Below are 25,670 nucleotides of genomic sequence, written 5' to 3' on the forward strand. Positions count from 1 at the left end.
ATAGTAAAAAGAGAACGTTATCGTTCTATTGTTACTGATTTTTCTATGAAGTAAAGAACGCCATCAAGATTGGTGTGATTAAACTTAAAACGAATCCATGCACAATAGCGGCAGGAACGATGGATACACCACCACTTCTTTGTAAAACAGGCAAGGTAAAGTCCATAGATGTTGAACCACAAATCCCTAATGCTGTATTTCTATAACGATTAACAATAATAGGAATAAGCATAATTGCTGCTAACTCACGCATTAAGTCATTGAAAAATGCAGTACTACCAATAACGGGGCCAAATGCATCGGTAAGCACAATACCTGATAATGAATACCAACCATAACCGGATGCAATGGCTAATCCCATTTTCATCGGTAATCCTAGTAAGTAAGCCGCTAAAGCTCCTCCAGCCAGTGCGCTAACCCCCATAACGACGGCAACAGTTGTTCCACGACGGTTGATAAGAATTTGCTTTGGGCTCATTCCGCTATTGCGTAATTGTAAACCGACCAACCAAAGTAAGAAGATAAGCGCGCCTTGGCTGGCATGAGAGGCATAATGAAAAATTGACCAGCCTGTTAAACCGACAAAGAAACCTACAACAACGACACCGCATAACTGTAGTGATTCAAGTACCATTTTTATGCGAGAAGGAGGCTTGGACTGTTTATGGGCAGGGACATGCCAAGGATCTTTTTTATCCAGTAGCCATAAAAATAGTAAATTGGCGCCAAAGGTACATAAAAAGAAAACACTGGCATAAGAAAGAATTGAGACTAAGTTTTCACCGATATTATCTAGCATGGCTAAACTTACGCCCATTAGAAATAGGATAACGTAAACCATCGTGCTAAGCAGGCGGTTTGCCAAATGAAGTAATGGGCGATTGTTTAACTTAATCAAATACCCTACAAAAAGCGGAAGTAGGATAATCAATAACCCTGATAGCATTTCTATTCCTTACTGAGTGTGCTCAAATTATAAAATAAACTAATAACGTGATTAAGATTATAACATTTACTTATGATGTTGTGGATACAGAAATTAAGATAAGTCTAAAATATTTATTAAAGGTAACGAGCCTACCACGTTTAGGTGTAAGAGGCTTTAATTGATTGAAAAGCGAACAAAATGGGTATATATCGAATAGTTGAGTAAATTTTATTACGGCTATCTTGAACTGTGATTTAATGAAAATAGCCATTAAGTGAAATTATTAGCTGATTAAGCAGAAAATGAAGATAGGAAGAATAAAATAAAACCATAGCTTAGTCGTAACTAACGAGGGAATTTATGTATTTAGAAAGAGTGGAAATAGTTGGATTCCGTGGACTTAATCGTCTTTCATTACCTCTTGATATGAATACAGTCTTAGTGGGTGAAAATGCGTGGGGTAAAAGCTCATTACTTGATGCGTTAACACTCAGTTTGGGTATTGAAACCTATCAATATGCATTTACACCTGATGATTTCCATCGTTTGCCGAATGAGCCGGAAGAAAATGGTAAAAAAAGCCTACAAATTATTTTAACGTTTACCGAATCTCGCCCCGGACGTCATCGATCTTACCGTTTCCATAAAATAGCGCCTGTGTGGGTCGAAAATGGAGATGATCTTAAACATATCTATTACCGGATAAGTGCTGAATTAGATGAGCAGAAGAATGTAAAAACATTTCGCTATTTCCTTGATAAAGAAGGAAAGCAAATTCGCTTACCTAATGGACAAACTCAAGAAATTATTGCAGAGATTGTTAGGCTTTATCCTGTGCTTCGCTTACAAGATGCGCGTTTTGTTCGTGATCTTACCTCTGATGTTATCGATTCTCATAATAATCCTCATCGAGAAGCGTTTAATAATAAAATGAGCGAGTTAACCAAAGCGTTAGTCAAAAATCCTGATGAGTTATCAGATGATGATTTACGTGAAGGTCTTGATGCAATGCAACAACTGTTAGGGCACTATTTTGCAGATCACGGTTCGTTACTGTTTAAATCTCGCTCTCGTCATCGAAAAGTCAATGAGCCTCATGTTCGTGGCTGGCATGCTTTAGAAAATATTAATAAAGTGTTGGCAAAACCCAATCAGAGAAGTATTCGATTAATTATCTTGGGAATGTTTTCTTCTATCTTGCAGTCTCGTGGTAGTGTCGCACTTGATCCTTATGCAAGACCTATCGTGATTGTTGAAAACCCAGAAACGCGTTTGCATCCTATTATGCTTTCGGTGGCTTGGGGATTACTCAATCTTTTCTCATTACAACGGATCACAACCACAAACTCAGGTGAGTTGCTGTCACTCGCTCCATTAGAGAGCGTTTGCCGTTTAGTACGTGATACCGATAAAGTCGCTGCTTACCGCGTAGGGGATCAGCAACTGCATTCTGATGAGGAGCGACGTATTTCTTTTCATATTCGTTATAACCGACCGTCTGCGTTATTTGCGCGTTGTTGGTTATTGGTTGAAGGTGAAACAGAGATTTGGTTAATGAACGAATTGGCAAGGCAATGTAATTATTTCTTTGAAGCGGAAGGAATAAAAGTCATTGAGTTTGCTCAATGTGGACTTAAGCCATTATTAAAGTACGCAACCTATATGGGCATAGAATGGCATACCTTAGTGGATGGTGATGAAGCAGGTAAGAAATATGCCGCTACCGTTAAGGATTTTGCGTTAAAAAGCAATGACACAGAACGTGATAGATTAACGAAGCTTCCTGCATTAGATATGGAACACTTTTTATATAAAGAAGGCTTTCGTAATGTATATCATGATGTTGCAGGTGTACCAGATAATGAAAAATGGCCAACTCGACGCGTGATCATTAAAGCTATTCAACGTTCATCCAAGCCTGATCTAGCACTAACGGTGGCTAACAATGCAGCTCAACGTGGAGTAGAGTCCATCCCTTCCATACTAAAAAGTATGTTTTCTCGTGTGGCATGGCTTGCAAGAGGTAAGGCGAATTAATTCGCAACACTTGTATAAGCAAGATAAATTCACGAGACCTACATTTATTTTATTTAGCTATGAGAATAAAGCCTCATAGCTAATGCTTTATATGATTTATTGCATCTTTATGTTTAAGAAGGAAATTTTATGGCTTTTTTATCTTTAAAAAAGCGAGGGAGAATGCTCACCCTTATTTTAGTTGTTGTCGTAATTGCTACGTATTTTGTTTGGCCAAAAGAGAAGGCTCCAATATATCAAACACAGCAGATCACAAGAGGTGATCTGTCGAAAGAAGTCACCGCAACGGGTAAGCTTGATGCTGTGCGTAAAGTTGATGTGGGTGCGCAGGTCAGTGGCCAGTTACAATCGTTACTTGTCAAAGAGGGGGATGTGGTTAAAAAAGGGGATTTGCTCGCCATTATCGATCCGAAAAAAGCACAAAATGACGTGACTGAATCTCAAGAAACAAATAATGAGCTTAAAGCCAATCTTCAACAAGCACAGGCAGAATTGCGTTTAGCTCAATTAACTTATCAACGCCAATTAAAGCTTATTGGTACTCATGCGATTGCACAAGATGAACTTGATCGTACTAAAACGGATGTTGAAGTAAAAAAAGCACGCATCATTACTTATCAAGCACAAATTAAAAAGAACCAAGCTACACTAGATACGGCGAGAACCAACCTGCAATATACACGGATAACCGCGCCTATGGATGGGGTTGTCACTTTTATTAAAACCCTTGAAGGCCAGACGGTAATTGCAGCGCAAGAAGCACCGACTATTTTAACATTAGCTGACTTAGACACGATGCTGGTAAAAGCAGAAGTATCAGAAGCTGATGTTATTTATTTAAAGCCTGAGCTTAGCGCTTCTTTTACGGTTTTAGGTGCGCCTGATAAAGCTTTCAGCGGTAAGTTGAAAGATATCCTACCTACACCCGAAAAAATTAATGACGCTATTTTTTACTATGCCCGTTTTGAAGTACCTAATGAACAGCATTTATTACGTTTACAAATGACAGCGCAAGTTAAAATTCTTATCGAAAATAAGAAAGATGTGCTTCTTGTTCCGCTTTCTGTATTAGGTGATGATGCAGGTATTAATGAATATTATGTTGATGTATTAGTTAATGGTCAGCCAGAAAAACGCACAGTGAAAATAGGCATGCGTACTGATGTTTATGCAGAAGTTCTCAGCGGATTAAAAGAAAATGATGAGGTTATTCTGGGTGAAACGTCAGGAGAAGCATGATGCCTGCATTATTAGAGCTCAATGAGGTTAGTCGTTTATATACCAATGGTGAAGAGGAAACCATTGTTCTCAATAAAGTCTCACTAACGATTAATGCAGGGGAAATGGTGGCGATTATTGGGGCTTCTGGCTCTGGTAAATCGACGTTGATGAATATTCTAGGCTGCTTAGATAAACCAAGTAGTGGTGAATATAAAGTTGCAGGTCAAAGTGTTGCGAAAATGGAAGGCGACCAACTTGCTGCATTACGCCGTGAGCATTTTGGTTTTATCTTCCAGCGCTACCATTTAATGACACATTTAACTGCAGAGCAGAATGTCGAAATTCCTGCGATTTACGCAGATAAAAATGCTACCCAAAGAAAAGAAAGGGCTCGCGAATTATTAACGCGCTTAGGATTAGGTGATCGCGTTGATTATCGTCCTAATCAACTTTCTGGTGGCCAGCAACAGCGTGTAAGTATTGCGAGAGCGTTGATGAATGGTGGCGAGGTCATTCTTGCTGATGAGCCAACAGGTGCATTGGATAGCCATTCTGGTAAAGAAGTTATGTCTATTCTTAAGCAACTCAATGAGCAAGGGCATACGGTGATTATCGTAACCCATGATCCTTTAATTGCGGCACAGGCTAAGCGCATTATAGAGATAAAAGATGGTAAAATTATTAATGATAATTGCCATCAAACAATGGCAAGTAAAGTTAAAAAAGAGACAACACCTGTTTTAACTTCTTCTTATTTGGAGCAAATATTTGGGCGTTTTACACAAGCATTAGATATGGCTTGGCGTGCAATGGTGGTGAACAAAGTACGCACTCTGCTAACGATGCTTGGCATTATTATTGGTATTGCTTCTGTCGTCACGATTATTGTGATCGGTGATGCAGCTAAAAGTATGGTGCTGGCAGATATAAAAGCGATTGGCTCTAATACTATTGATATCTATCCCGGGAAAGATTTTGGGAGTGATTCACCGGAAGATAGACAATCGTTAACACTGCAAGATGTCTTCGCTTTAAAGCAACAATCTTATGTACAAGCTGTTACACCACAAGTTCAATTTAGTACTCGGTTACGCCGTGGAAACCAAGATTCACCGGCATCTGTTGCGGGCGTTAGTGACGACTATTTCACTGTGTATGCCATGAAGTTTTCGCAAGGCCGCTCGTTTACACCTGATATGATCCAGCGACAAGCTCAAGTTGTTGTTATTGATGAAAATACGCGTCAGCGGTTCTTTCCTACCAAAAAAGAGGTTATTGGTGAACAAATCATTATTCGCAATATTCCCTCTACGATTGTTGGAGTCATTGCTGAGAAAAAATCGGCTTTTGGTAATGGTCAATCCCTCAAAGTATGGGTGCCTTACAGCACATTAAATAGCCGTATTTTAAATCGAAGCTATCTTGATAGTATTACAGTAAGAGCAACTGAAGGTTATGACGCCAGTGTTGCAGAACAACAAATTATTCGTTTATTAACGATTAGGCACGGTAAAAAAGATATTTTTACTTATAACCTTGATAGCTTTATTAAGGCAGCTGAAAGTACCACTCAAACAATGCAACTGTTTCTCACTTTAGTGGCCGTTATTTCATTAGTGGTAGGTGGGATTGGCGTAATGAATATTATGCTGGTTTCAGTAACAGAAAGAACGCGAGAAATTGGTATTAGAATGGCGGTTGGTGCTAGAGCGAGTGATGTGATGCAACAATTCCTTATAGAGTCTGTATTAGTTTGTTTAGTCGGCGGATTACTGGGAATTGGTCTTTCATTTGGTATCGCTATGGTGGCAAGTATTATGTTGCCTGATTGGCATTTTGTATTCCAGCCTATTGCATTAGTGAGTGCTTTTATCTGTTCAACGGCCATTGGGGTTATTTTTGGATTTTTACCGGCAAGAAGTGCGGCAAAAATGAATCCAATAGATGCCCTAGCGAGAGAATAATCCAAACTGTAAGATAAAAGCCCTTAAAATATAAAGGGCTTTTATTTGAATGAATTAGGCATTCTATTTAACTAAAAATACCCAACTATTGAGAGTAATTGGTATTTTTATCGGGTTTATCTATACTGTAAATTATCTTCTATTCAATAATAGGAATGATAAGGTCAGCGTGATCACCTTTAGGCCCTTTTATCGTACTATAATTGACTTTCTGCCCCGCCTTAAGTGTACGGTAACCTTCCATTCTGATTGTTGAATAGTGGGCAAAAATATCATCGCCACCTTTTGCTGGGGTAATAAAACCAAAGCCCTTAGCATTATTGAACCACTTTACTGTACCTGTCTCCATACTTAGCTTCTCTCATATACTTGTATTTATTTGTTTAACATCACTTTCAGTATATTTACTGAGCTGTTCATAAAACATACTCTATTTTATTGTTTCAATCGTCAAGAGGTGAAGGGGATAGAAAGTGTTTCGAGTAGGTGAAATTTTGATGTAGCTAACGCTTTGTAATTTTTTGAATGTAAAAAGAAGGAATAAAAAAGCGTTGATAGGCAGACTTTCCTGTGAGATGGTAAACTAAATGTCATAATTGAAAGTGACGTTTAACAAAACTATGAGTAATGCAAAACAATGGGTCAGTTTGATTTTTTAACAGAAACCACGTTAAGGGAAGATGTTCATCAGAAAAATGAGCCACCAGCAATGTATAAGGTGATCTTGAATAATGATGATTACACCCCCATGGATTTTGTTGTAGAAGTGCTTACGATGTATTTTTTCCTTAGCGAGGAAAAAGCAACGCAAATTATGTTGGACGTTCATCATAAAGGAAAAGGAGTTTGTGGGGTTTATAGTGCGGATATTGCCGAAACAAAAGTGGCTCAAGTTAATCTGTATGCGAGAGAAAACGAATACCCACTTTTGTGTACTCTTGAACAGGCATAATCCGGTTAGTCTTTTAAGGAGGAGGTGCTTATGCTTAATCACGAATTAGAGCTGAGTCTTAATGTTGCATTCGCGAAAGCCCGTGATAACAGACACGAATTTATGACTGTAGAGCACCTGTTGTTGGCGCTATTAAGTAATAAATCGGCACGCGAAGCATTGGAAGCTTGTAAAGTCGATCTGGCAGTCTTACGCGAAGAACTTGAAGTCTTTATTCGTAAAACAACCCCAATTTTGCCTGAAAATGTGGACAGAGAAACACAGCCAACGCTGAGTTTTCAGCGTGTATTACAGCGCGCTGTTTTTCACGTTCAATCATCAGGCAAAAATGAAGTCTCTGGCGCTAATGTGCTGGTGGCTATTTTTAGTGAACAAGAATCTCACGCAGCTTACTTATTACGTAAACATGACGTTAGCCGCCTTGATGTCGTTAACTTTATTTCTCATGGCATTTCGAAAGAAGATCAAAAAAACGAAGATCTTTCTGACATGAATGATATGAATGCGCAATCTCAACAAGAGATGCCACAAGGCGACGATCATATGGATAATTTTACCACTAACCTTAATCAGTTAGCGCGCCAAGGTAAAATTGATCCCCTAATTGGGCGTCAAGCTGAATTAGAAAGAACAATCCAAGTGTTATGCCGTCGTCGCAAAAATAATCCATTATTAGTGGGCGAATCAGGTGTCGGTAAAACAGCTATCGCAGAAGGGCTTGCATGGCGTATTGAGCAAGACGACGTTCCTGATGTGATGAAAGGCTACACTATTTATTCACTCGATATTGGTTCGCTCTTAGCGGGAACTAAATACCGCGGTGATTTCGAAAAACGTTTTAAAGCGTTACTGAAAACCCTAGAAAAAGATGAAAAAAGCATCTTATTTATTGATGAGATCCACACCATTATCGGCGCAGGAGCTGCATCAGGTGGGCAAGTTGATGCGGCAAACTTAATTAAACCATTGTTATCTGGTGGTCGAATTCGCGTTATAGGCTCTACGACTTATCAAGAATTTAGCAATATCTTTGAAAAAGACAGAGCGCTTGCGCGTCGCTTCCAAAAAATTGATGTAACTGAACCATCCCCAGATGAGACAGTCTTGATCATCAAAGGATTGCGCCAAAAATACGAAGCACACCATGATGTACGTTATACGAATAAAGCCATCCAGGCAGCGGTGGACTTATCGGTTAAATACATCACAGATAGACACCTACCTGATAAAGCTATTGATGTTATTGATGAAGCAGGTGCAAAAACACGTTTAGTTGCACCAAGTAAACGTAAAAAAACCATTAATGTCTCAGATATTGAATCAGTCGTAGCTAAAATTGCACGTATTCCTGAAAAAACAGTTTCTAGCAGTGATAAATCAATGCTAAAAAATCTCGATAACCAATTAAAAATGTTGGTATTCGGTCAGGATCAAGCGATCCACGCCTTGTCTGAATCGATTAAGATGAGTCGAGCAGGATTAAGCCAAGATAATAAACCAGTGGGTTCATTCTTATTTGCGGGCCCTACTGGGGTAGGTAAAACGGAAGTTACAGTACAGCTAGCGAAAGCGTTGAATGTGAAGTTGCTACGCTTTGATATGTCTGAATATATGGAAAGACATACGGTCAGCCGTCTAATTGGTGCTCCTCCTGGTTATGTTGGTTTTGATCAAGGTGGATTATTAACAGATGCTGTCATTAAAAATCCATATTCCGTAGTGTTACTTGATGAAATTGAGAAAGCACATCCGGATGTGTTCAATATCCTGTTACAGGTAATGGATAACGGTACATTAACGGATAACAACGGTCGTAAAGCAGATTTTCGTAATGTCATTTTAGTGATGACAACCAATGCGGGTGTGCGTGAAACGCAACGTAAATCAATTGGGTTTACAGAGCAAGATAACAGCACTGATGCGATGGTTGAAATCAAAAAAGCCTTCTCACCTGAATTCCGTAACCGTTTAGATAGTATTATTTGGTTTAATGCATTATCGCCAGAAATTATCTCTATGGTCGTGGATAAATTTATTGTCGAACTACAAGTGCAGTTAGATGATAAAGGGGTATCGCTAGAAGTAAGCCAAGAAGCACGCCAATGGTTGTGTGATAAAGGCTATGATAAAGCGATGGGCGCAAGACCAATGGCGCGTGTTATTCAAGAAAACTTGAAAAAACCATTAGCTAACGAGATTTTATTCGGTTCTCTTGTTAATGGTGGCTCGGTTTCTGTGACACTAGATAAACAGGCAGGCAAATTGAATTATGAGTTTGTTAGCCAAGAAAAACTGGCCAAGAATGAAGATGCCGTTATCTAAGGATAGCGGTTAATTTCACTAAGCTATAAAAGCATACACCACAGGTGAGCATCAATACATGCCTTGCCTGTGGTGTTTTTTTTCACCTGTTATATGACAATAACGGGAGAGAACAGATTGGGATCAACGGCTACGGAAGATGATACGGCCTTTGCTCAGGTCATATGGGGTCAGCTCAACGGTAACCTTGTCGCCTGTCAGGATACGAATATAGTTTTTACGCATTTTTCCTGAGATATGAGCGGTAACGACGTGTCCGTTTTCTAATTCTACGCGGAACATCGTGTTTGGCAGAGTATCCAGTACTGTGCCTTGCATTTCAATGTTGTCTTCTTTGGCCATCTAATCCTCTAAGTTTTAATAACCATATTTTTTAAACGGCAAGATAATGCCGAAAATATTGTCCTATGTAAAGGAATGTTATTGGATAGCAATGGTGTTCACCTTGCTACTGCACTTAACATCCTTACCGCAACTTGCGTTTTACTTTGCTAAAGTAAAAGTAATAACAGAAGTCGTAATTCTTTATTTTGTGGTATTTGTAGCAATAAAATAACAGCACCCTAACCACATAATGGGTGTGTAAGATAAAATTTTTGTATAAACCTTTTTGCATAAATAACAGAATGACACTCTTAATTCTGTCTTAAATAAGAAGGGCTTTACAAAAACAAGCAGTGATTATAATTCCAACGATTGCTGATACCAACACTTTTTATCAATAATCACTTTTTTCCAACGAGATAACTCAACTAAATAATGTTCACGTGAAATCTCAGAGGCGCCTAACGAGGCAGTATGAGAGTTTAGCACCTGACAATCAAATAGTTGACCCCCATAACGAAGAAAATGGTTATAAAAAGCAATAAAGGCACATTTAGAGGCGTTATCTCTACGGCTAAACATAGATTCGCCACAGAAAACAGCACCTATATTTACTCCATATAACCCTCCAACGAGTTCATCACCTTCCCAAACCTCAACAGAGTGAGCCTCACCTTGTTGATGGAGGGATTCATAACCTGCTTTTATATCAGGGCCTATCCATGTTCCTTCTTCACGTACAGAACACGCTTCAATCACCGAAGCAAAGGCATAATTAAGTGTAATTTTATAAGGCTGATGACGAATAAATTTACGTAAACTACGCCCAATATGCAAATCACCAGCGGGTAAAACGGCTCTTGGATCGGGAGACCACCATAATGGTTCTTCATTAGGGAAGTACCAAGGAAAAATACCCGATTGATACGCAACACGTAATCGCGAAAGGGAGATTTCTCCCCCTATCGCTAATAAGCCGTTGGGCTCTTTTAAAGCTAAATGAGGCTCTGGAAAATCCAAATCACAATCATCTAATTGAAACAACGGCATATTATGCCTCGTGAGCTGGTGTTAATAGAGCCTGTCTTTGATGAAATTTAGCATAATGCCCCTGTTGTTGTAACAACGAAGCATGAGTGCCTGTTTCAACGATTTTTCCGCCATCCATAACGCAGATTTTATCCATTTTATCTAAACCGTGAAGTCTGTGAGTGATCATTAATACAGCTTTACCTTGGCAATGCTGATGCAAGAGTGCGAGGATCTGCTGTTCTGTATCAGCATCAAGGCCTTCTGTTGGCTCATCAAGCAATACAAGAGGCGCATTGTGGAGTAGGGCTCTTGCAAGTCCTAAACGTCGCTGTTCGCCACCAGAGAGCTGTCTACCACCATCGCCCATCCATGCATTTAAGCCTTCATCATTTTCAAGTAATTGCCCAAGACCGACTTGCTGAAGAACATGTTTAAGCTCTTCATCTGTTGCCTGTTCTTTTGCCATCAATAAATTTTCTCTTAATGTATGGCTAAAGACATGAACGCGTTGAGGAACAACGGACATCATCGAGCGTAATGTTGCTTCATCATAATCAGCAATAGGTAAATTATTTAAGCTGATAGTGCCGTGAGTCGGATCAAAAGCGCGATTGATCAACTGCAATAGTGTCGATTTACCACAACCTGTTTTCCCTAATAGGGCAATGTGTTGACCTGCTTCAATCGTTAAATCTACGTGATTGATGACTTGCATTGGTTGCTTTGGATAAGTAAAGCAAATATTGTGCATTGTAAGTGTGGCGCTATTATTTTTTTCTCCCCCATTTTCAGGAAAAGTGACATCAGGTTTTTGCTCAATTAAATGAGAAATACGTGTTGCTGATGTCATCACTTGTCCTAAATGCTGGAAAGCAACAGTAACAGGGGCTAATGACTCAAATGCTGCCAATGCACAAAATGTAAATAAGGCAATTAACGCTTCAGGCATAAAGCTATTGTCTATACCGCCAGCTGCTAGCCACAAAATTAATGTCGCTGTTAGCCCTGATGCGAGGATCATCAATGATTGCGATAAACCGGTTAAGTTTGCCTGTTGTGCTTGTCTGCGTAGCCATTTAGCTTCAAGTTGCGCTAAATTTTGTCTAAAACGAGGTAATGCGCCAAAAACAGTTAGCTCAGCTTGTCCTTGCAACATGCTGGTTAACACTGTGCGATATTGACCACGTAAATCAGTAAGATCACGGCCAATAGGTTTACCTGCATAATAGAATACGAAAGGTAAAACAATCAGCAAGGTAAGCATAATGCCACCTAGCGTATTGGCTAAACGTGCATCAATTAAACCAAGGCCAAACATAATTGCCATAATGACAACAAAAGCGGCAATGATAGGGGAGATAACGCGAATATAGAGGTGATCTAGTGTTTCAACATCAGCAACTAAGCGGTTAAGTAACTCACCTTGACGAAAACGAGCTATTCCCCCCGGTGAAAGAGGGAGGATCTTTTTAAAGGTGAATACGCGCAAGTGTGATAATACGCGAAACGTGGCGTCATGACTGACAAGCCTTTCAAAATAACGACCCGCAGTACGAAAAATTGCCGCACCTCGAACACCCGCTGCAGGTAGCATATAGTTAAAGCTATAAATACCAGCAAAACCAGCAAGAGATGTACCCGCTAAAAACCAGCCTGATAGTGTTAAAAGACCAATACTCGCCAGTAAAGTCAGAATAGCAAGAATAATCCCCAGCAATAACATAAACCAGTGACGACGATAGAGTGCAAGAAAAGGAAGCAATACTCTCATGATTAAAGTTCCTCTTTACGATGAGCAAGAAGGCGAGCAAAAGTGCCATTCTGTTGGCTTAACGATGCATAAGTACCAGTTTCAATAATTTGGCCTTTTTCCATCACCCAAATTTGGTCATAACCTAAAGTTTCTTCAAGTAGATGAGTAATAAGCAAGGTCGTTTGATTTAATGAGGCATTATTAAGCGCATGCATCACACGTTGTTCACTATGAGAATCAAGGCTTGCTGCAGGTTCATCTAATAACAAAAATTGACAAGGTGACAATAAAGCACGAGCAACAGCAATACGCTGAGCTTGACCAACAGAAAGGCGTGCAGCACTATCGCCAATAATCGTATTTAAGCCGTCAGGTAATTCATTGATAAAATCGCTGACATAGGCTTTTTCCATGGCAAGATTGATTTGTTCATTGCTGGCATTAGGATTGCTTAAGCGAATATTATCCAACAAGGTTTGTTCTGGTAAATTAGGATTTTGACCAACCCAACTTAAACATTGACGCCAAGCTTCAGGAGAGAGCTGTGTTAATTCAATACCATTAACTTTTAATGAGCCACGATAAGGTAAAAAACCGAGTAGCGCATTTAACAACGAGCTTTTGCCTGCACCACTAAGACCCACAATCGCAATTCGCTGATTAGGATTAATGGTAAAGTTTAATGGGCCCGCCAGTTTGACACCTTGATGAGATAGAATTTCTAGCTCATGAGCTATTATCTCAATACTGTCTGTTGTATTGATACGCTCATTGCCTGTGAATTGTGGTTTTTCACCTTCAGCTTCTAAAAATTCAACCAAAGATTCAGCCGCACCAATCGCTTGTGCTTTTGCATGATAGTATGTTCCTAAATCACGCAATGGTTGGAAAAATTCAGGGGCTAAGATCAACGCCAAAAATCCTGAGAAAAGGGTAACACCAAAACCATAACTACCGAAATTAAGTTCACCTAAGTAAGAAAAACCAAAGTAAACCGCCACAACTGCGATAGAAACAGCGGTAAAGAATTCCAATACGCCTGATGAAAGGAATGCCATTCTTAGCACTTCCATTGTCCGTTTACGGAAATCTTCTGTTGCTTCAGTTATCTGTTTAACTTCTGCATTACCACGGTTAAATAACCGTAATGTATCTAATCCTCTTAATCTATCGAGGAAGTTACCACTTAAACGACTTAATGCGAGGAAGTTTCTACGGTTAGCATCTGCTGCTCCTAATCCAACTAATGCCATAAACAACGGGATCAGTGGGGCGGTGAAAAATAGGATCAAGCCAGCAGCCCAGTTAACAGGGAAGATGGTGATAAGGATAAGAATAGGCACAATAGTAGAAAGATACATTTGCGGAATATAACGCGCATAGTAATCTTGCATATCTTCTATTTGTTCTAGAATAATTGTTGCCCAACTTCCCGCAGGTTTACCTTTAACCCAAACAGGGCCTAGCTCTTCAAGTCTATCAAGAACAATTTTACGAATTTGTTGCCTGACCGCCATACCACAGCGATAACCTACACGCTCTCGTATTGCCATCACCACAGCTCGTAAGATAAAAATACCAATAAGGGTGAGAAAGGTAGGTATATGCGTATCACGACTTAGACTGTCCATGATAAATGCTTGAAGTAAAACAGCTAATAACCATGCTTGCGCAATAATTAATAAACCGCTTACAACACCTAGGATCATTGATAGCCGTAGCCATCTACGGGCTGGAGCACTTTGCTGTTTCAGCCATCGAACCAATTCACTTTGTTTAGTTTTATCCATAAGAAAAGATTCAAATCTGCAGGTGAGATACAAAGTATCAGAAAGGCCAAGGGTAAGTAGTTATACGCTTTGGCAACCAGGCTAGTATGTTACATGGTAAAGGGCGCTACTGAAATAGCGCCTTGAAAGGAAGTGATGATTTTAGTTGGATTTTAGTGCGTCTAAGTAACGTTCTGCATCTAAAGCAGCCATACAGCCTGTGCCAGCAGAGGTAATTGCTTGACGATAAATGTGATCCATTACGTCACCAGCTGCAAAAACACCCTCGATAGAGGTTTGTGTTGCATTACCTTGAGTACCTGATTGTACTTTGATGTAACCGTTGTCTAATTCTAATTGACCGTCAAAAATAGCGGTGTTAGGGCTATGTCCAATTGCAATAAAGACACCCATAACATCTAATTCTTCGGTTTTATCACTCTTAGTGTCTTTTAAGCGAACCTTCGTTACACCCATATCGTCGCCAAGAACTTCGTCTAAGGTACGATCAGTATGCAAAATAATATTGCCACTGTTTACTTTATCCATTAAACGGTTAATTAAGATCTTTTCAGAACGGAAAGAATCACGACGGTGGATCAGATGAACTTCTGATGCAATATTAGCTAAATAAAGAGCTTCTTCTACCGCTGTATTTCCGCCACCGACAACAGCGACTTTTTGGTTACGATAGAAAAATCCATCACAGGTTGCACAAGCAGAAACGCCTCGGCCTTTAAAAGATTCTTCTGAAGGTAAACCGATATAGCGTGCAGAAGCACCTGTTGCAATAATTAATGCGTCACAAGTGTATTCTTGTTCATCACCAAATAGGCGGAATGGACGGTTTTTCAGATCGACTTTATTAATATGGTCAGAGATAATCTCTGTATTAAATTTCTCAGCGTGCTGAAACATGCGGTCCATTAAGCCAGGACCTGTTAGCCCCTCAGGGTCTCCGGGCCAGTTTTCGACTTCTGTTGTTGTTGTCAGCTGACCGCCTTTTTCAACACCCGTAATCAGTACTGGTTCTAAGTTTGCTCTTGCAGCATAAACGGCGGCGGTATAACCCGCAGGGCCTGAACCTAAAATAATAAGTTTGCTATGTTTGATGGTGCTCATGTATACCTCATCTCTGATTAGGCGTGATGCGAATTGAGGGATTGTAGGAGAAATAAGACGTTAAAAAAAGCCAATGACGAGAAATAGACATAATATTTTAGCTATTTTAGCAATAGTTAATACTAATATAGTTTAATAATTATAGAGTTATATTGGGCTAACATCATCGAATTAACCTGAAACATTTTGCTTTACAATTGATGTTTATCTTGCGTATATAGAGAATAACATAGCGCCTTGTTCTGATTTTTACTCATTTGCTTTGACAATCCGCTGTACATTTGCGAAAACATAATTGTTAAAGATAATTATCCTCGGATGTTATACGCAATATTTTTAGACAGACAGGGTATAGGATAGTTACTTTACGATATTTGCTAATGAGTATTTGGATAAAATAGAACTTTTATCCGGCATTAAAAGAAAATAGATTGGTAGTTTGCTCTGACCGTTTGATACCGAAGTTTCGACAGTGATGCTGATGGTGTACAGGTATGGGTATAGGAAAATAAAGTAAGAGAAAAAGAGAAAGAGAGTATAGAGATGATTGATAATAAAAAACGTCCGGGTAAAGATCTTGATAGAATAGACCGGAATATTCTAAATGAGCTTCAAAAAGATGGTCGTATTTCAAACGTTGAGCTATCTAAACGTGTAGGTTTATCACCAACACCTTGTTTAGAGCGCCAAGGATTTATTTCTGGTTATACAGCACTGTTAAACCCACATTACTTAGATGCATCATTATTAGTATTTGTGGAAATCACACTAAACCGTGGGGCACCAGATGTTTTTGAACAATTCAATATGGCTGTTCAGAAACTTGAAGAAATCCAAGAATGTCATTTAGTTTCTGGTGATTTTGACTATCTGTTGAAAACTCGTGTACCTGATATGTCCGCTTACCGTAAATTACTAGGTGAAACACTGTTACGTCTTCCGGGTGTTAATGACACACGTACATACGTGGTTATGGAAGAAGTTAAACAAAGCAACCGCCTTGTAATTAAAACTCGCTAAGCCAACTTAATAGGTTGGTGCAAAGCAGGAAAAAGTTAGGTACACTCCTGTTTATGCATACAGTTTCAACGCTGGGACATCTCAGCGTTGTTCCGTTTTAATTCACCCTAAGTTAAACCTGGAGAGCCCTCTTTGAGCCAGGAATATACAGAAGATAAAAATATTCGTTTAACAAAGATAAGCAACCGTCGCCGTATTTGGGAGGCTATTCTCATCCTTATCGGTATTGGCGCTGTCTTTTTAATGGTTTCTTTATTTAGCTTTCATCCCTCTGATCCTAGCTGGTCACAAACCACTTGGAATGAGCCTATCCAGAATTTAGGCGGTAGTATCGGAGCATGGTTAGCTGATATTCTATTTTCTGCATTTGGTTTACTTGCCTATGCAATTCCTGTTGTCGTGGTTTTTGGGTGCTGGAATTCTCTGCGTTACCAACAAAACCGTGAATACACCGACTTCTTCTCTCTTGCACTTCGCACGATTGGTGCCTTAGCTCTGATCTTTACCTCTTGTGCATTAGCTGATCTTAATTTTGATGATATCTATAATTTCAGCTCTGGTGGTGTAATTGGAAGCTTGTTTAGCAAAGCTCTATTACCATGGTTTAATGTTTTAGGCGCTACTCTTGCCCTGTTATCTGTTTGGGCTATTGGTTTTACTCTGTTTACCGGTTGGTCTTGGTTAACAATCACAGAAAAAATTGGTGCCGTTATTTTGGGAAGTGTTGGTTTTATTACCAATAGAGGCCAAAATGAAGCTGATTACGCAGAAGAAGAGGAAGATGACACTCAAGACGTTGTTACAGAACTAGCTGAAAATTCAAATCAAAAAGAAAATCAGCAATCTGAATTAGCAACAGAAGAGAGTGATGATATTTTATTTTCTGCACCTTCAGCACTTGAACTAGCTCGTCAGCAAGAGATAGACACGTTGCAATCTAAAGCAGAACAAGAAGATGATTTGCCATCTTTCTCTGCAACAAATGATATAGCGGATGAACATGCACAAACATTGACACAACCAGCTCCTCTTGTGTCAGCCCCAGCTTCGCAACCAACTGATACGAAAGAACCAGAACATTATCGTTTTGATATTCCAGAAGCATTCTTGAAAAAAGAAGCTCAATCGGAAATCAATGCTCCTCAACGTCCTGCTTATTCCTCAATACCAGAAGAAAGTACACCTTCTGTAATGCCGTTTGTTGAAAATGAACCTATGGCACAGCCATCATCTGTATCAACAGATAGTTTTATGCCTGCTGGCAGAGGAGCTGAACCTACATTCTCGCTAGCGCCTGATACAGATTCTTTAACGCAAGCAGCTACGGTGGGAGCTGGTGTAGCGACTAGTGCTCTTGTTAGCCATGGTTCTCAAGTTAAACAAGGGTTAGGCCCTGAATTACCTCGCCCAAATCCAGTGCGGTTGCCTACACGTCGTGAGCTTTATGGCATTCATATTCCTTCACAACGCGAAGCTGAATTACGTCGTCGTGAAGAGGCTATTCAGTCTGAACCTGAAGATGACTTAGCTGATATTCAAGAACAAGCTAATTTCGAACAAGAGTTGCGCCAGCAATTCCTCGAACAGCAACGTGAACGTTATGGTGAAAACGATAGTACTGATCCTGAAGATATTATTGAGCCTCATCAGCCAAGTATTACAACACCAATATCTTCATTTAGTCATCAACAAGATGATTATCGTGATGAGCCAACAGTTACCGCGAATACATTCTCTTCTACAGAAGAAAATAACAACGATATTGATGAAGATGAGCAATATCAGCAACAGTTGGCAGCACAATTTAAGCAACAATTGCAGGATCGTTATGGCGATAATATTTCGTTAGATGATGACGAAGATGAGGTTTTACCTCAAATATCAACACCAGTGCCTTCATTACAAGCAACAACGGGTTATCAACCTCATATTCAACATTCGTTTGCCTCACAATCAGCGCAACCGACACAAACTATTGAGAAAAAAGTTGAATACCCAGCCAGCAATGCATTTTTACAAATTTCACCTCGAGATGAAGAAGAGGAAGAGTACAGCCCTAAAATTGAGCTAGAAAGAGAGCTCACTGCATTAGAGGCATTCTCACCAATTGATGATCTATTGGATGAAGATCCGATAGAGCCAGTATTTACACCAATTGTTTCTGAACCTGTTACACCACAAGCTGCACCTCAATCACGTATTGAACCACAGTCTAATATGGCGCAGCATTTTGCACAGCAACAGCAACAGCAACAGCAACAATCTTTAATTCATCCATTGTTGATGCGTAATGATAGGCCGTTGCAAAAGCCAACAACACCAATGCCTTCTCTGGATTTACTAACAACACCGCCAGTAGAAGATGAGCCTGTTGATATGTTTGAGCTTGAGCGTATTGGTAAACTTATTGAAGCGCGTCTTAATGATTATCGTGTTAAAGCCAAGGTTGTTGGTATTTCACCGGGGCCTGTTATCACTCGTTTTGAACTTGAACTTGCTCCGGGTGTAAAAGCTGCACGTATATCAAATTTATCGCGCGACTTAGCGCGTTCATTGTCTGCTATTGCGGTACGTATTGTTGAAGTTATTCCGGGGAAACCTTATGTAGGACTGGAATTACCTAACAAAAAACGTCAAACCGTATATATGCGTGAATTGTTAGATAGCGAGGCATTCAGAGATAGCCGTTCTCCATTAACCGTTGTTTTAGGTAAAGATATTGGCGGTCAGCCAGTTGTTGCCAATCTAGCTAAAATGCCTCACTTACTTGTTGCTGGTACAACGGGTTCAGGTAAATCTGTCGGTGTCAATGCGATGATCATCAGCATTCTCTATAAAGCGAAACCAGAAGATGTTCGCTTTATTATGATTGACCCTAAAATGCTTGAGCTTTCGGTTTATGAAGGTATTCCACATCTTTTAACTGAAGTTGTTACTGATATGAAAGATGCCGCAAGTGCTCTGCGTTGGAGTGTGGCTGAAATGGAACGTCGTTATAAACTAATGTCAGCATTAGGTGTGCGTAATCTTGCAGGTTATAACGAAAAAATTAAAGAAGCTGAAGCAATGGCACGTCCTATTCCTGATCCATTCTGGAAACCAAGCGACAGTATGGCAACAGAAATACCAACGTTAGAAAAAGAACCTTATATTGTTGTTGTCGTTGATGAATTTGCTGATTTGATGATGACAGCAGGTAAAAAAGTTGAAGAGTTGATTGCTCGCTTAGCGCAAAAAGCACGTGCTGCGGGTATTCACCTTGTGCTTGCGACACAAAGGCCTTCTGTTGATATTATTACAGGCTTAATTAAAGCTAATATTCCGAGCCGTATCGCATTTACTGTATCGAGTAAAATCGACTCTCGAACTATTTTAGACCAAGGTGGTGCAGAGTCATTACTAGGCATGGGTGATATGCTTTATGCACCGAATGGCTTTGTGCCTGAACGTGTTCATGGCGCTTTTGTTAGTGATGATGAAGTCCATGCCGTAGCAACTGACTGGAAAGCTCGAGGTCGTCCTCAATATATTGAAGCCATCACAAAATGTAGCGAAGAAGGTGAAGGCAATAGTGGTGGTGGATATGATGATGGTGAAGAGCTTGATCCGTTGTTTGACCAAGCCGTAGAATTTGTAGTTGAAAAACAACGTGTTTCTATTTCTGGTGTACAACGCCAATTTAGAATTGGTTATAACCGCGCGGCAAGAATTGTGGAACAGATGGAAATGCAAGGTATTGTAAGTGCGCCAAACCACAACAATACTCGTGATGTACTTTCGCCACCACCTTCAGATATGTAATATCTTGAAAACACAGTTATCAGCTAATGAGATAGCATGGTAATCTGCACAATATCATCAATAATTTATACGCCGACATTATGTCGGCGTTATCTCATGCCGAGGCTTGTAGAATGAAAAAAGTATTATTTGCAGTGTGTGCGATGACATTAATAAGTAGCCAAGCCGCTTGGGCTGATGCACGTCAGGATTTGCAACAACGATTAAATAAAGTAAATAGTTTTCAAGCAAACTTTAGTCAAACTGTGACCAGCAATGAAGGCTCGCTTATCCAAAAAGGGGAAGGTAGTTTAAAAGTACAACGCCCTGATTTGTTTAATTGGCAAATGACTGCACCTGATGAGAGTACGTTAATCTCCGATGGTAAAACATTGTGGTTTTATAACCCTTTTGTCGAGCAAGTCACTGCAACTTGGCTTGAAAGTGCTACAACCAATACGCCTTTTATGCTGATCGCCCGTAATGACAGCAAAGAATGGCAAAACTATGATGTAAAACAGTCTGGTGATCGTTTTGAGCTAACACCTAAAGTAGAAAATAACTTAAAACATTTTACGATAACTGTATTACCTAATGGACAAATTCAGCAATTCGCTGCCACAGAACAAGACGGTCAAGTCAGTAATTATCAATTGACTGCACAGACTGCTGCGCCAATCGATGCTTCCGCGTTTCGCTTTACACCTCCTGCGGGTGTGACTGTGGATGACCAACGTCAGTGAGGATATTTTGAGTAATTTATCACTCGATTTTTCACGCAATGAGTTTCAACCTTTAGCTGCAAGAATGCGACCTGAAACGTTGGAACAATATATCGGACAAACTCATTTACTTGCTGAAGGTAAACCATTACCTCGAGCGATTAAAGCGGGTCAATTGCATTCCATGATCTTATGGGGGCCTCCTGGCACGGGTAAAACAACCCTTGCTGAGATCATTGGTCGCTATGCGCAAGCCGATATAGAACGTTTATCTGCGGTGACATCGGGTATTAAAGAAATCAGAGAATCTATTGAAATCGCGCGTCAAAATCGCAATGCTGGGCGCAGAACGATCTTGTTTGTTGATGAGGTCCACCGTTTCAATAAGAGTCAACAAGATGCTTTTTTGCCTCATATTGAAGACGGTACGATCACTTTTATTGGTGCAACAACAGAAAATCCCTCTTTTGAATTAAATTCCGCGTTGCTATCCAGAGCAAGAGTTTATCTATTACGTTCATTAACCGAAGCTGATATTGAGCAAGTGCTACAACAAGCGCTAGACGATCCAGAACGAGGTTTAGGCGGGCGTAATATTATCTTACCAGATGATACGCGTAAAATGATTGCACAACTGGTTAATGGTGATGCACGTCGTTCATTAAATTTACTTGAAATGATGGCGGATATTGCTGAGGTTGATAATCAAGGAATACGAGTATTAACGTCGGCATTACTGACAGAAATCAGTGGTGAGCGTAGTGCTCGTTTTGATAATAAAGGTGATCGCTTTTACGATCTTATTTCTGCATTACATAAGTCAGTAAGGGGGTCTGCGCCTGATGCTGCTCTTTATTGGTATGCAAGGATCATAACAGCAGGTGGCGATCCGCTTTATGTGGCTCGTCGCTTATTGGCGATTGCGTCAGAAGATGTGGGGAATGCCGATCCTCGCGCCATGCAAGTGGCAATTGCTGCCTGGGATTGCTTTACTCGAGTGGGTCCCGCAGAAGGTGAGCGCGCTATTGCTCAAGCAATTGTATATTTGGCTTGTGCACCCAAAAGTAATGCCGTTTATACCGCATTTAAAGCAGCTATTGCCGATGCAAAAAGTAAGCCAGATTATGATGTACCTGAGCATTTACGTAATGCACCAACAAAATTAATGAAAGAAATGGGGCTTGGTGCTGAATATCGTTATGCTCATGATGAGCCTAATGGTTATGCTGCTGGAGAGGTCTATTTCCCTAAAGAAATGGCAAATACGCAGTACTATTACCCAGTAAAAAGAGGGTTAGAGATCAAGGTTGCAGAGAAATTAGACTGGCTATCTCAACAAGATCAAAATAGTGTTACAAAACGCTATCGCAAAATGTAAAGATGCGGTAAGGTTATTAAATTATCATTAATTTCTTAACTATGCCTTGTCTCAGATATCTTTTTTATAAGATAGGAGAGAAGGTTTTTTATTAATCTATCAATAAGCACAGGATAAGCATGCTCGATCCAAATCTACTGCGTAATGAGCTAGACGCGGTCGCCGAAAAACTGGCTCGCAGGGGGTTCACCCTCGATGTGGAAAAAATCCGTCAACAAGAAGAACGCCGTAAGGTGTTACAGGTTGAAACTGAATCCCTGCAAGCAGAACGTAATTCTCGATCGAAGTCCATTGGTGCGGCAAAAGCGCGTGGTGAAGATATTGAGCCACTTCGTCAAGAAGTTAACCTGTTAGGTGAAAAACTTGAAGCTGCAAAAGCCGAACTTGAAGTGCTTCAAGCGGAAATTCGTGATTACGTTTTAACTATTCCAAACATGCCAGACGATGCTGTTCCAAATGGCAAAGATGACAGCGAAAACGTTGAAGTTTCTCGTTGGGGCACACCAAAGACTTATGATTTTGAATTAAAAGATCATGTGACTTTAGGTGAACTAACAGATGGTTTAGATTTTGCTTCTGCGGTTAAAATCACCGGCTCACGTTTTGTTGTAATGAAAGGTCAAATTGCACGTCTACACCGTGCTATCGCACAATTTATGCTGAATCTGCATACAGAAGAGCATGGCTACCAAGAAATGTATGTTCCTTACTTGGTTAACCACGCAACTCTGTACGGTACAGGCCAGTTACCTAAATTTAGTGAAGACTTATTCCACACTAAACCGTTAGAAGAAGAAGCAGAAAGCCAATACGCGCTTATTCCAACAGCGGAAGTACCTGTGACAAATATGGTAAGAGATGTCATTCTCGAAGAAGACGATCTACCATTGCGAATGACTGCGCATACGCCTTGCTTCCGTTCAGAAGCGGGTTCTTATGGACGTGATACTCGCGGCCTTATTCGTATGCACCAATTTGATAAAGTTGAACTGGTTCAAATCGTTCATCCTGAAAAATCAATGGAAGCATTAGAAGAGCTAACGGGTCACGCTGAGAAAGTGCTGCAACTACTGAATCTACCATATCGTAAAGTTGTGCTTTGCACTGGTGATATCGGTTTTGGCGCTCGTAAAACATATGACTTAGAAGTATGGGTTCCTGCTCAAAATACTTACCGTGAAATTTCTTCATGCTCTAACTGCTGGGATTTCCAAGCACGTCGTATGCAAGCACGCTTCCGTTCTAAAGGTGACAAGAAAACTCAACTTGTTCATACCTTAAATGGCTCAGGCTTAGCAGTAGGTCGTACTTTAGTTGCAATTATGGAAAACTATCAAATGGCTGATGGCCGTATTGAAATTCCAGAAGTATTACGTCCATACATGAACGGTTTAGAATATATCGGTTAATTATTCTTTAATTAATTGAGTATTAATAATTTAACCCTCTGCTTAGGCAGGGGGTTTTTTTTATGATATAGAAAGAAATCAAAAATTATATTTTTATTTAATACACAACATTTCAATGAGGTTTAGATAAATAAGGTAGTAGAGAAAAAAATATTTCTATTTTTCTTTCATTTTCCATATTAACAAAATTGTCCATAGCAATTTCTATATAATCAATGGTTTTATTATGAATAGTAAATTTATACATTAAATGTCCACTCCAACTACGGTGAACATAGACACAGTTTTCTATACTATAAGAAAGCCATTTATCTTCCATGCATGAAGGCAACCAACCATTTAATATATTTTTTTCTGCTTCTTCTGTTAGAGAATAATTAATATAATGAATTAATGGTTTTTTTTCAAAATATTTTAAGTTTTTTAATATTTCTTTATTTATCATTTTATTTATTCCACAAATTTTAATTGTTTCACAGACTACTGAAATAGATTTAAATGATCAAAAGGAATGTATAAGAACTTAGACCTTTTAACATAAAAAGGGGAGGATAATATTGTAATTAAATAAAAAATGATAGCTGAGTTCTCGCCATTTACTCTTAATAAGAGACTTTCTAATCTTCTTAATGTTATCTAAATATAGTTATAAAATGTAGAAAGCAGATGATTATTAAAATATTCTTACTAAATAAAGTGGGATTAAATAAAAATATAATGCAATCCGTCATTGGTTAAACCGATCACGGCAGATCTTATTTATGCTGTTAAATTAGACCTATCGCCCGAATTTACCTCAGTTACTTTATGACGTTTCTATTTCATTAGAACCCTACAAAAGAGCTTATTCTATGATAGTTTCTAAACAGCAGTTACATCAATTAATAAAAAACAAATTACATCATGCAGGATTGAGTGAGTCTCATGCTGATACGGTGGCTGATGTCTTAGTCCATGCTGATGCCAAAGGCATTCATTCTCATGGTGCTGTACGTGTAGAGTATTATGCAGAACGGATCAGTAAAGGCGGTACAAATATAGCTCCTGATTTTACTTATACTGAAACAGGACCCTGTAGCGCCGTATTTGATGGTGATAATGGAGCTGGACATGTTGCAGCGAAAGACGCAATGGAACGTGCAATTAAAATGGCCCAGGAGAAGGGAGTTGCTGTTGTTGGTGTAAGGCGAATTGGTCATAGCGGCGCATTGTCTTACTTTGTTGAACAAGCATCACAAGCGGGTATGGTAGGTATTTCGTTGTGCCAATCTGATCCAATGGTTGTTCCTTTTGGTGGCTCAGAGGTGTATTACGGCACAAATCCTATCGCATTTTCTGCTCCAAGCGTAGGTGATAAACATATTACATTTGATATGGCGACAACAGTACAGGCGTGGGGCAAAGTGCTTGATGCTCGTTCACGTCATGTCGATATTCCTGATACTTGGGCGGTAGATGAAAGCGGAAAATCTACAACCGATCCCTTTGCAGTAAAAGGGCTATTGCCTATTGCAGGCCCTAAAGGCTATGGCTTAATGATGATGGTTGATGTGTTGTCTGGTATTTTACTTGGGCTTCCTTTTGGTAAACATGTCAGTTCGATGTATCACGATTTAACGCAAGGGCGAGAATTGGGCCAATTACATATTGTGATTAATCCCGCTTTCTTTACTGATGCCACTCTATTTAGAGAACATATCTCACAGGTTATGGGTGAATTAAATGCAATTAAACCTGCACCGAATGTAGATAAAGTTCTCTATCCTGGTGAGAATAGTCAAATAGAAGAGCAAAGAAGCGAGAAGGAAGGTATTGAAATTGTTAATGAAATTTATGATTATTTAATATCTGATGTACTGTATAACAAATCCTATAACAATAAAGACCCATTTGCGGGTTAATGATAATAGCTATTTATTCTAGACAATAAAAAGCAG

Annotated in this window: 19 protein-coding genes; 11 read left to right on the forward strand and 8 right to left on the reverse strand. The window is 39.6% G+C overall.

Going from position 1 to position 25,670, the window contains the following annotated elements:
- Positions 1–43 precede the first annotated feature (43 nt).
- Entirely contained in the window at positions 44–946 is a 903-nt protein-coding gene (locus GWJ01_RS11125; RefSeq protein ID WP_161711094.1) for a lysine exporter LysO family protein, read from the reverse strand.
- A gap of 342 nt (positions 947–1,288) precedes the next feature.
- Here GWJ01_RS11125 and GWJ01_RS11130 point away from each other — a divergent pair, with 342 nt between their 5' ends.
- From GWJ01_RS11130 to macB, 3 genes are all read left to right on the forward strand, one after another.
- Positions 1,289–2,965 carry an ATP-dependent nuclease gene (locus tag GWJ01_RS11130; protein WP_109402609.1) on the forward strand — a complete coding sequence of 559 codons (1,677 nt, stop codon included), beginning with the start codon at positions 1,289–1,291 and terminating at the stop codon, positions 2,963–2,965.
- Between the two features lie 129 nt (positions 2,966–3,094).
- Positions 3,095–4,204 carry a macrolide transporter subunit MacA gene (gene macA / locus GWJ01_RS11135; protein WP_109402610.1) on the forward strand — a complete coding sequence of 370 codons (1,110 nt, stop codon included), beginning with the start codon at positions 3,095–3,097 and terminating at the stop codon, positions 4,202–4,204.
- Entirely contained in the window at positions 4,204–6,150 is a 1,947-nt protein-coding gene (gene macB, locus GWJ01_RS11140) for a macrolide ABC transporter ATP-binding protein/permease MacB (RefSeq protein ID WP_109402611.1), read from the forward strand. The genes macA and macB overlap by 1 nt, the downstream gene beginning before the upstream one ends.
- Before the next feature lie 139 nt (positions 6,151–6,289).
- Here the strand turns inward: macB and cspD are convergent, their stop codons facing one another.
- The gene (gene cspD / locus GWJ01_RS11145) at positions 6,290–6,499 is read right to left on the reverse strand and encodes a cold shock domain-containing protein CspD (protein ID WP_023581298.1); all 210 of its coding nucleotides are present in this window, start codon (positions 6,497–6,499) and stop codon (positions 6,290–6,292) included.
- A 288-nt stretch (positions 6,500–6,787) separates the two neighbouring features.
- Here cspD and clpS point away from each other — a divergent pair, with 288 nt between their 5' ends.
- The gene (gene clpS / locus GWJ01_RS11150) at positions 6,788–7,102 is read left to right on the forward strand and encodes an ATP-dependent Clp protease adapter ClpS (RefSeq protein ID WP_075672467.1); all 315 of its coding nucleotides are present in this window, start codon (positions 6,788–6,790) and stop codon (positions 7,100–7,102) included.
- A 30-nt stretch (positions 7,103–7,132) separates the two neighbouring features.
- Positions 7,133–9,424 (forward strand): ATP-dependent Clp protease ATP-binding subunit ClpA, encoded by a 2,292-nt coding sequence (clpA, locus tag GWJ01_RS11155; protein WP_109393539.1) that lies wholly within the window; start codon positions 7,133–7,135, stop codon positions 9,422–9,424.
- A 123-nt stretch (positions 9,425–9,547) separates the two neighbouring features.
- Here clpA and infA read toward each other — a convergent pair whose 3' ends face one another.
- From infA to trxB, 5 genes are all read right to left on the reverse strand, one after another.
- Positions 9,548–9,766, reverse strand: coding sequence for a translation initiation factor IF-1 (gene infA, locus GWJ01_RS11160; RefSeq protein WP_004244560.1), 219 nt, complete (start codon positions 9,764–9,766; stop codon positions 9,548–9,550).
- A gap of 339 nt (positions 9,767–10,105) precedes the next feature.
- Entirely contained in the window at positions 10,106–10,798 is a 693-nt protein-coding gene (gene aat, locus GWJ01_RS11165) for a leucyl/phenylalanyl-tRNA--protein transferase (protein ID WP_161711095.1), read from the reverse strand.
- A 1-nt stretch (position 10,799) separates the two neighbouring features.
- Positions 10,800–12,551, reverse strand: a complete 1,752-nt coding sequence (gene cydC, locus GWJ01_RS11170; protein ID WP_109393541.1) for a heme ABC transporter ATP-binding protein/permease CydC — start codon at positions 12,549–12,551, stop codon at positions 10,800–10,802.
- A gap of 2 nt (positions 12,552–12,553) precedes the next feature.
- Positions 12,554–14,323, reverse strand: a complete 1,770-nt coding sequence (gene cydD / locus GWJ01_RS11175; RefSeq protein ID WP_161711096.1) for a heme ABC transporter permease/ATP-binding protein CydD — start codon at positions 14,321–14,323, stop codon at positions 12,554–12,556.
- A 141-nt stretch (positions 14,324–14,464) separates the two neighbouring features.
- Positions 14,465–15,424 carry a thioredoxin-disulfide reductase gene (gene trxB / locus GWJ01_RS11180; protein ID WP_023581304.1) on the reverse strand — a complete coding sequence of 320 codons (960 nt, stop codon included), beginning with the start codon at positions 15,422–15,424 and terminating at the stop codon, positions 14,465–14,467.
- Between the two features lie 543 nt (positions 15,425–15,967).
- Between trxB and lrp the strand changes: the two genes are divergently transcribed.
- The 5 genes from lrp (at position 15,968) to serS (ending at position 23,733) form a co-directional block, all read left to right on the forward strand.
- Positions 15,968–16,444, forward strand: coding sequence for a leucine-responsive transcriptional regulator Lrp (lrp, locus tag GWJ01_RS11185; protein ID WP_161706992.1), 477 nt, complete (start codon positions 15,968–15,970; stop codon positions 16,442–16,444).
- A gap of 243 nt (positions 16,445–16,687) precedes the next feature.
- Entirely contained in the window at positions 16,688–20,245 is a 3,558-nt protein-coding gene (locus GWJ01_RS11190; protein ID WP_442956558.1) for a DNA translocase FtsK 4TM domain-containing protein, read from the forward strand.
- 113 nt (positions 20,246–20,358) lie between these two features.
- Positions 20,359–20,967 carry an outer membrane lipoprotein chaperone LolA gene (gene lolA, locus GWJ01_RS11195; RefSeq protein ID WP_075672453.1) on the forward strand — a complete coding sequence of 203 codons (609 nt, stop codon included), beginning with the start codon at positions 20,359–20,361 and terminating at the stop codon, positions 20,965–20,967.
- Between the two features lie 7 nt (positions 20,968–20,974).
- Entirely contained in the window at positions 20,975–22,324 is a 1,350-nt protein-coding gene (locus GWJ01_RS11200) for a replication-associated recombination protein A (protein ID WP_109393706.1), read from the forward strand.
- Positions 22,325–22,443: 119 nt separating this feature from the next.
- Positions 22,444–23,733 (forward strand): serine--tRNA ligase, encoded by a 1,290-nt coding sequence (gene serS / locus GWJ01_RS11205; protein WP_109393544.1) that lies wholly within the window; start codon positions 22,444–22,446, stop codon positions 23,731–23,733.
- Positions 23,734–23,845: 112 nt separating this feature from the next.
- Here the strand turns inward: serS and GWJ01_RS11210 are convergent, their stop codons facing one another.
- Positions 23,846–24,178: a hypothetical protein gene (locus GWJ01_RS11210; RefSeq protein WP_161711098.1), complete on the reverse strand. Its 333-nt coding sequence runs from the start codon at positions 24,176–24,178 to the stop codon at positions 23,846–23,848.
- 406 nt (positions 24,179–24,584) lie between these two features.
- On the opposite strand from GWJ01_RS11210, the gene allD reads away from it, so the two are divergent.
- Positions 24,585–25,634 carry an ureidoglycolate dehydrogenase gene (allD, locus tag GWJ01_RS11215; RefSeq protein ID WP_109402618.1) on the forward strand — a complete coding sequence of 350 codons (1,050 nt, stop codon included), beginning with the start codon at positions 24,585–24,587 and terminating at the stop codon, positions 25,632–25,634.
- Positions 25,635–25,670: the final 36 nt, after the last annotated feature.

Source organism: Proteus sp. G2618 (assembly GCF_009915995.1).
GTDB lineage: Bacteria > Pseudomonadota > Gammaproteobacteria > Enterobacterales > Enterobacteriaceae > Proteus > Proteus terrae.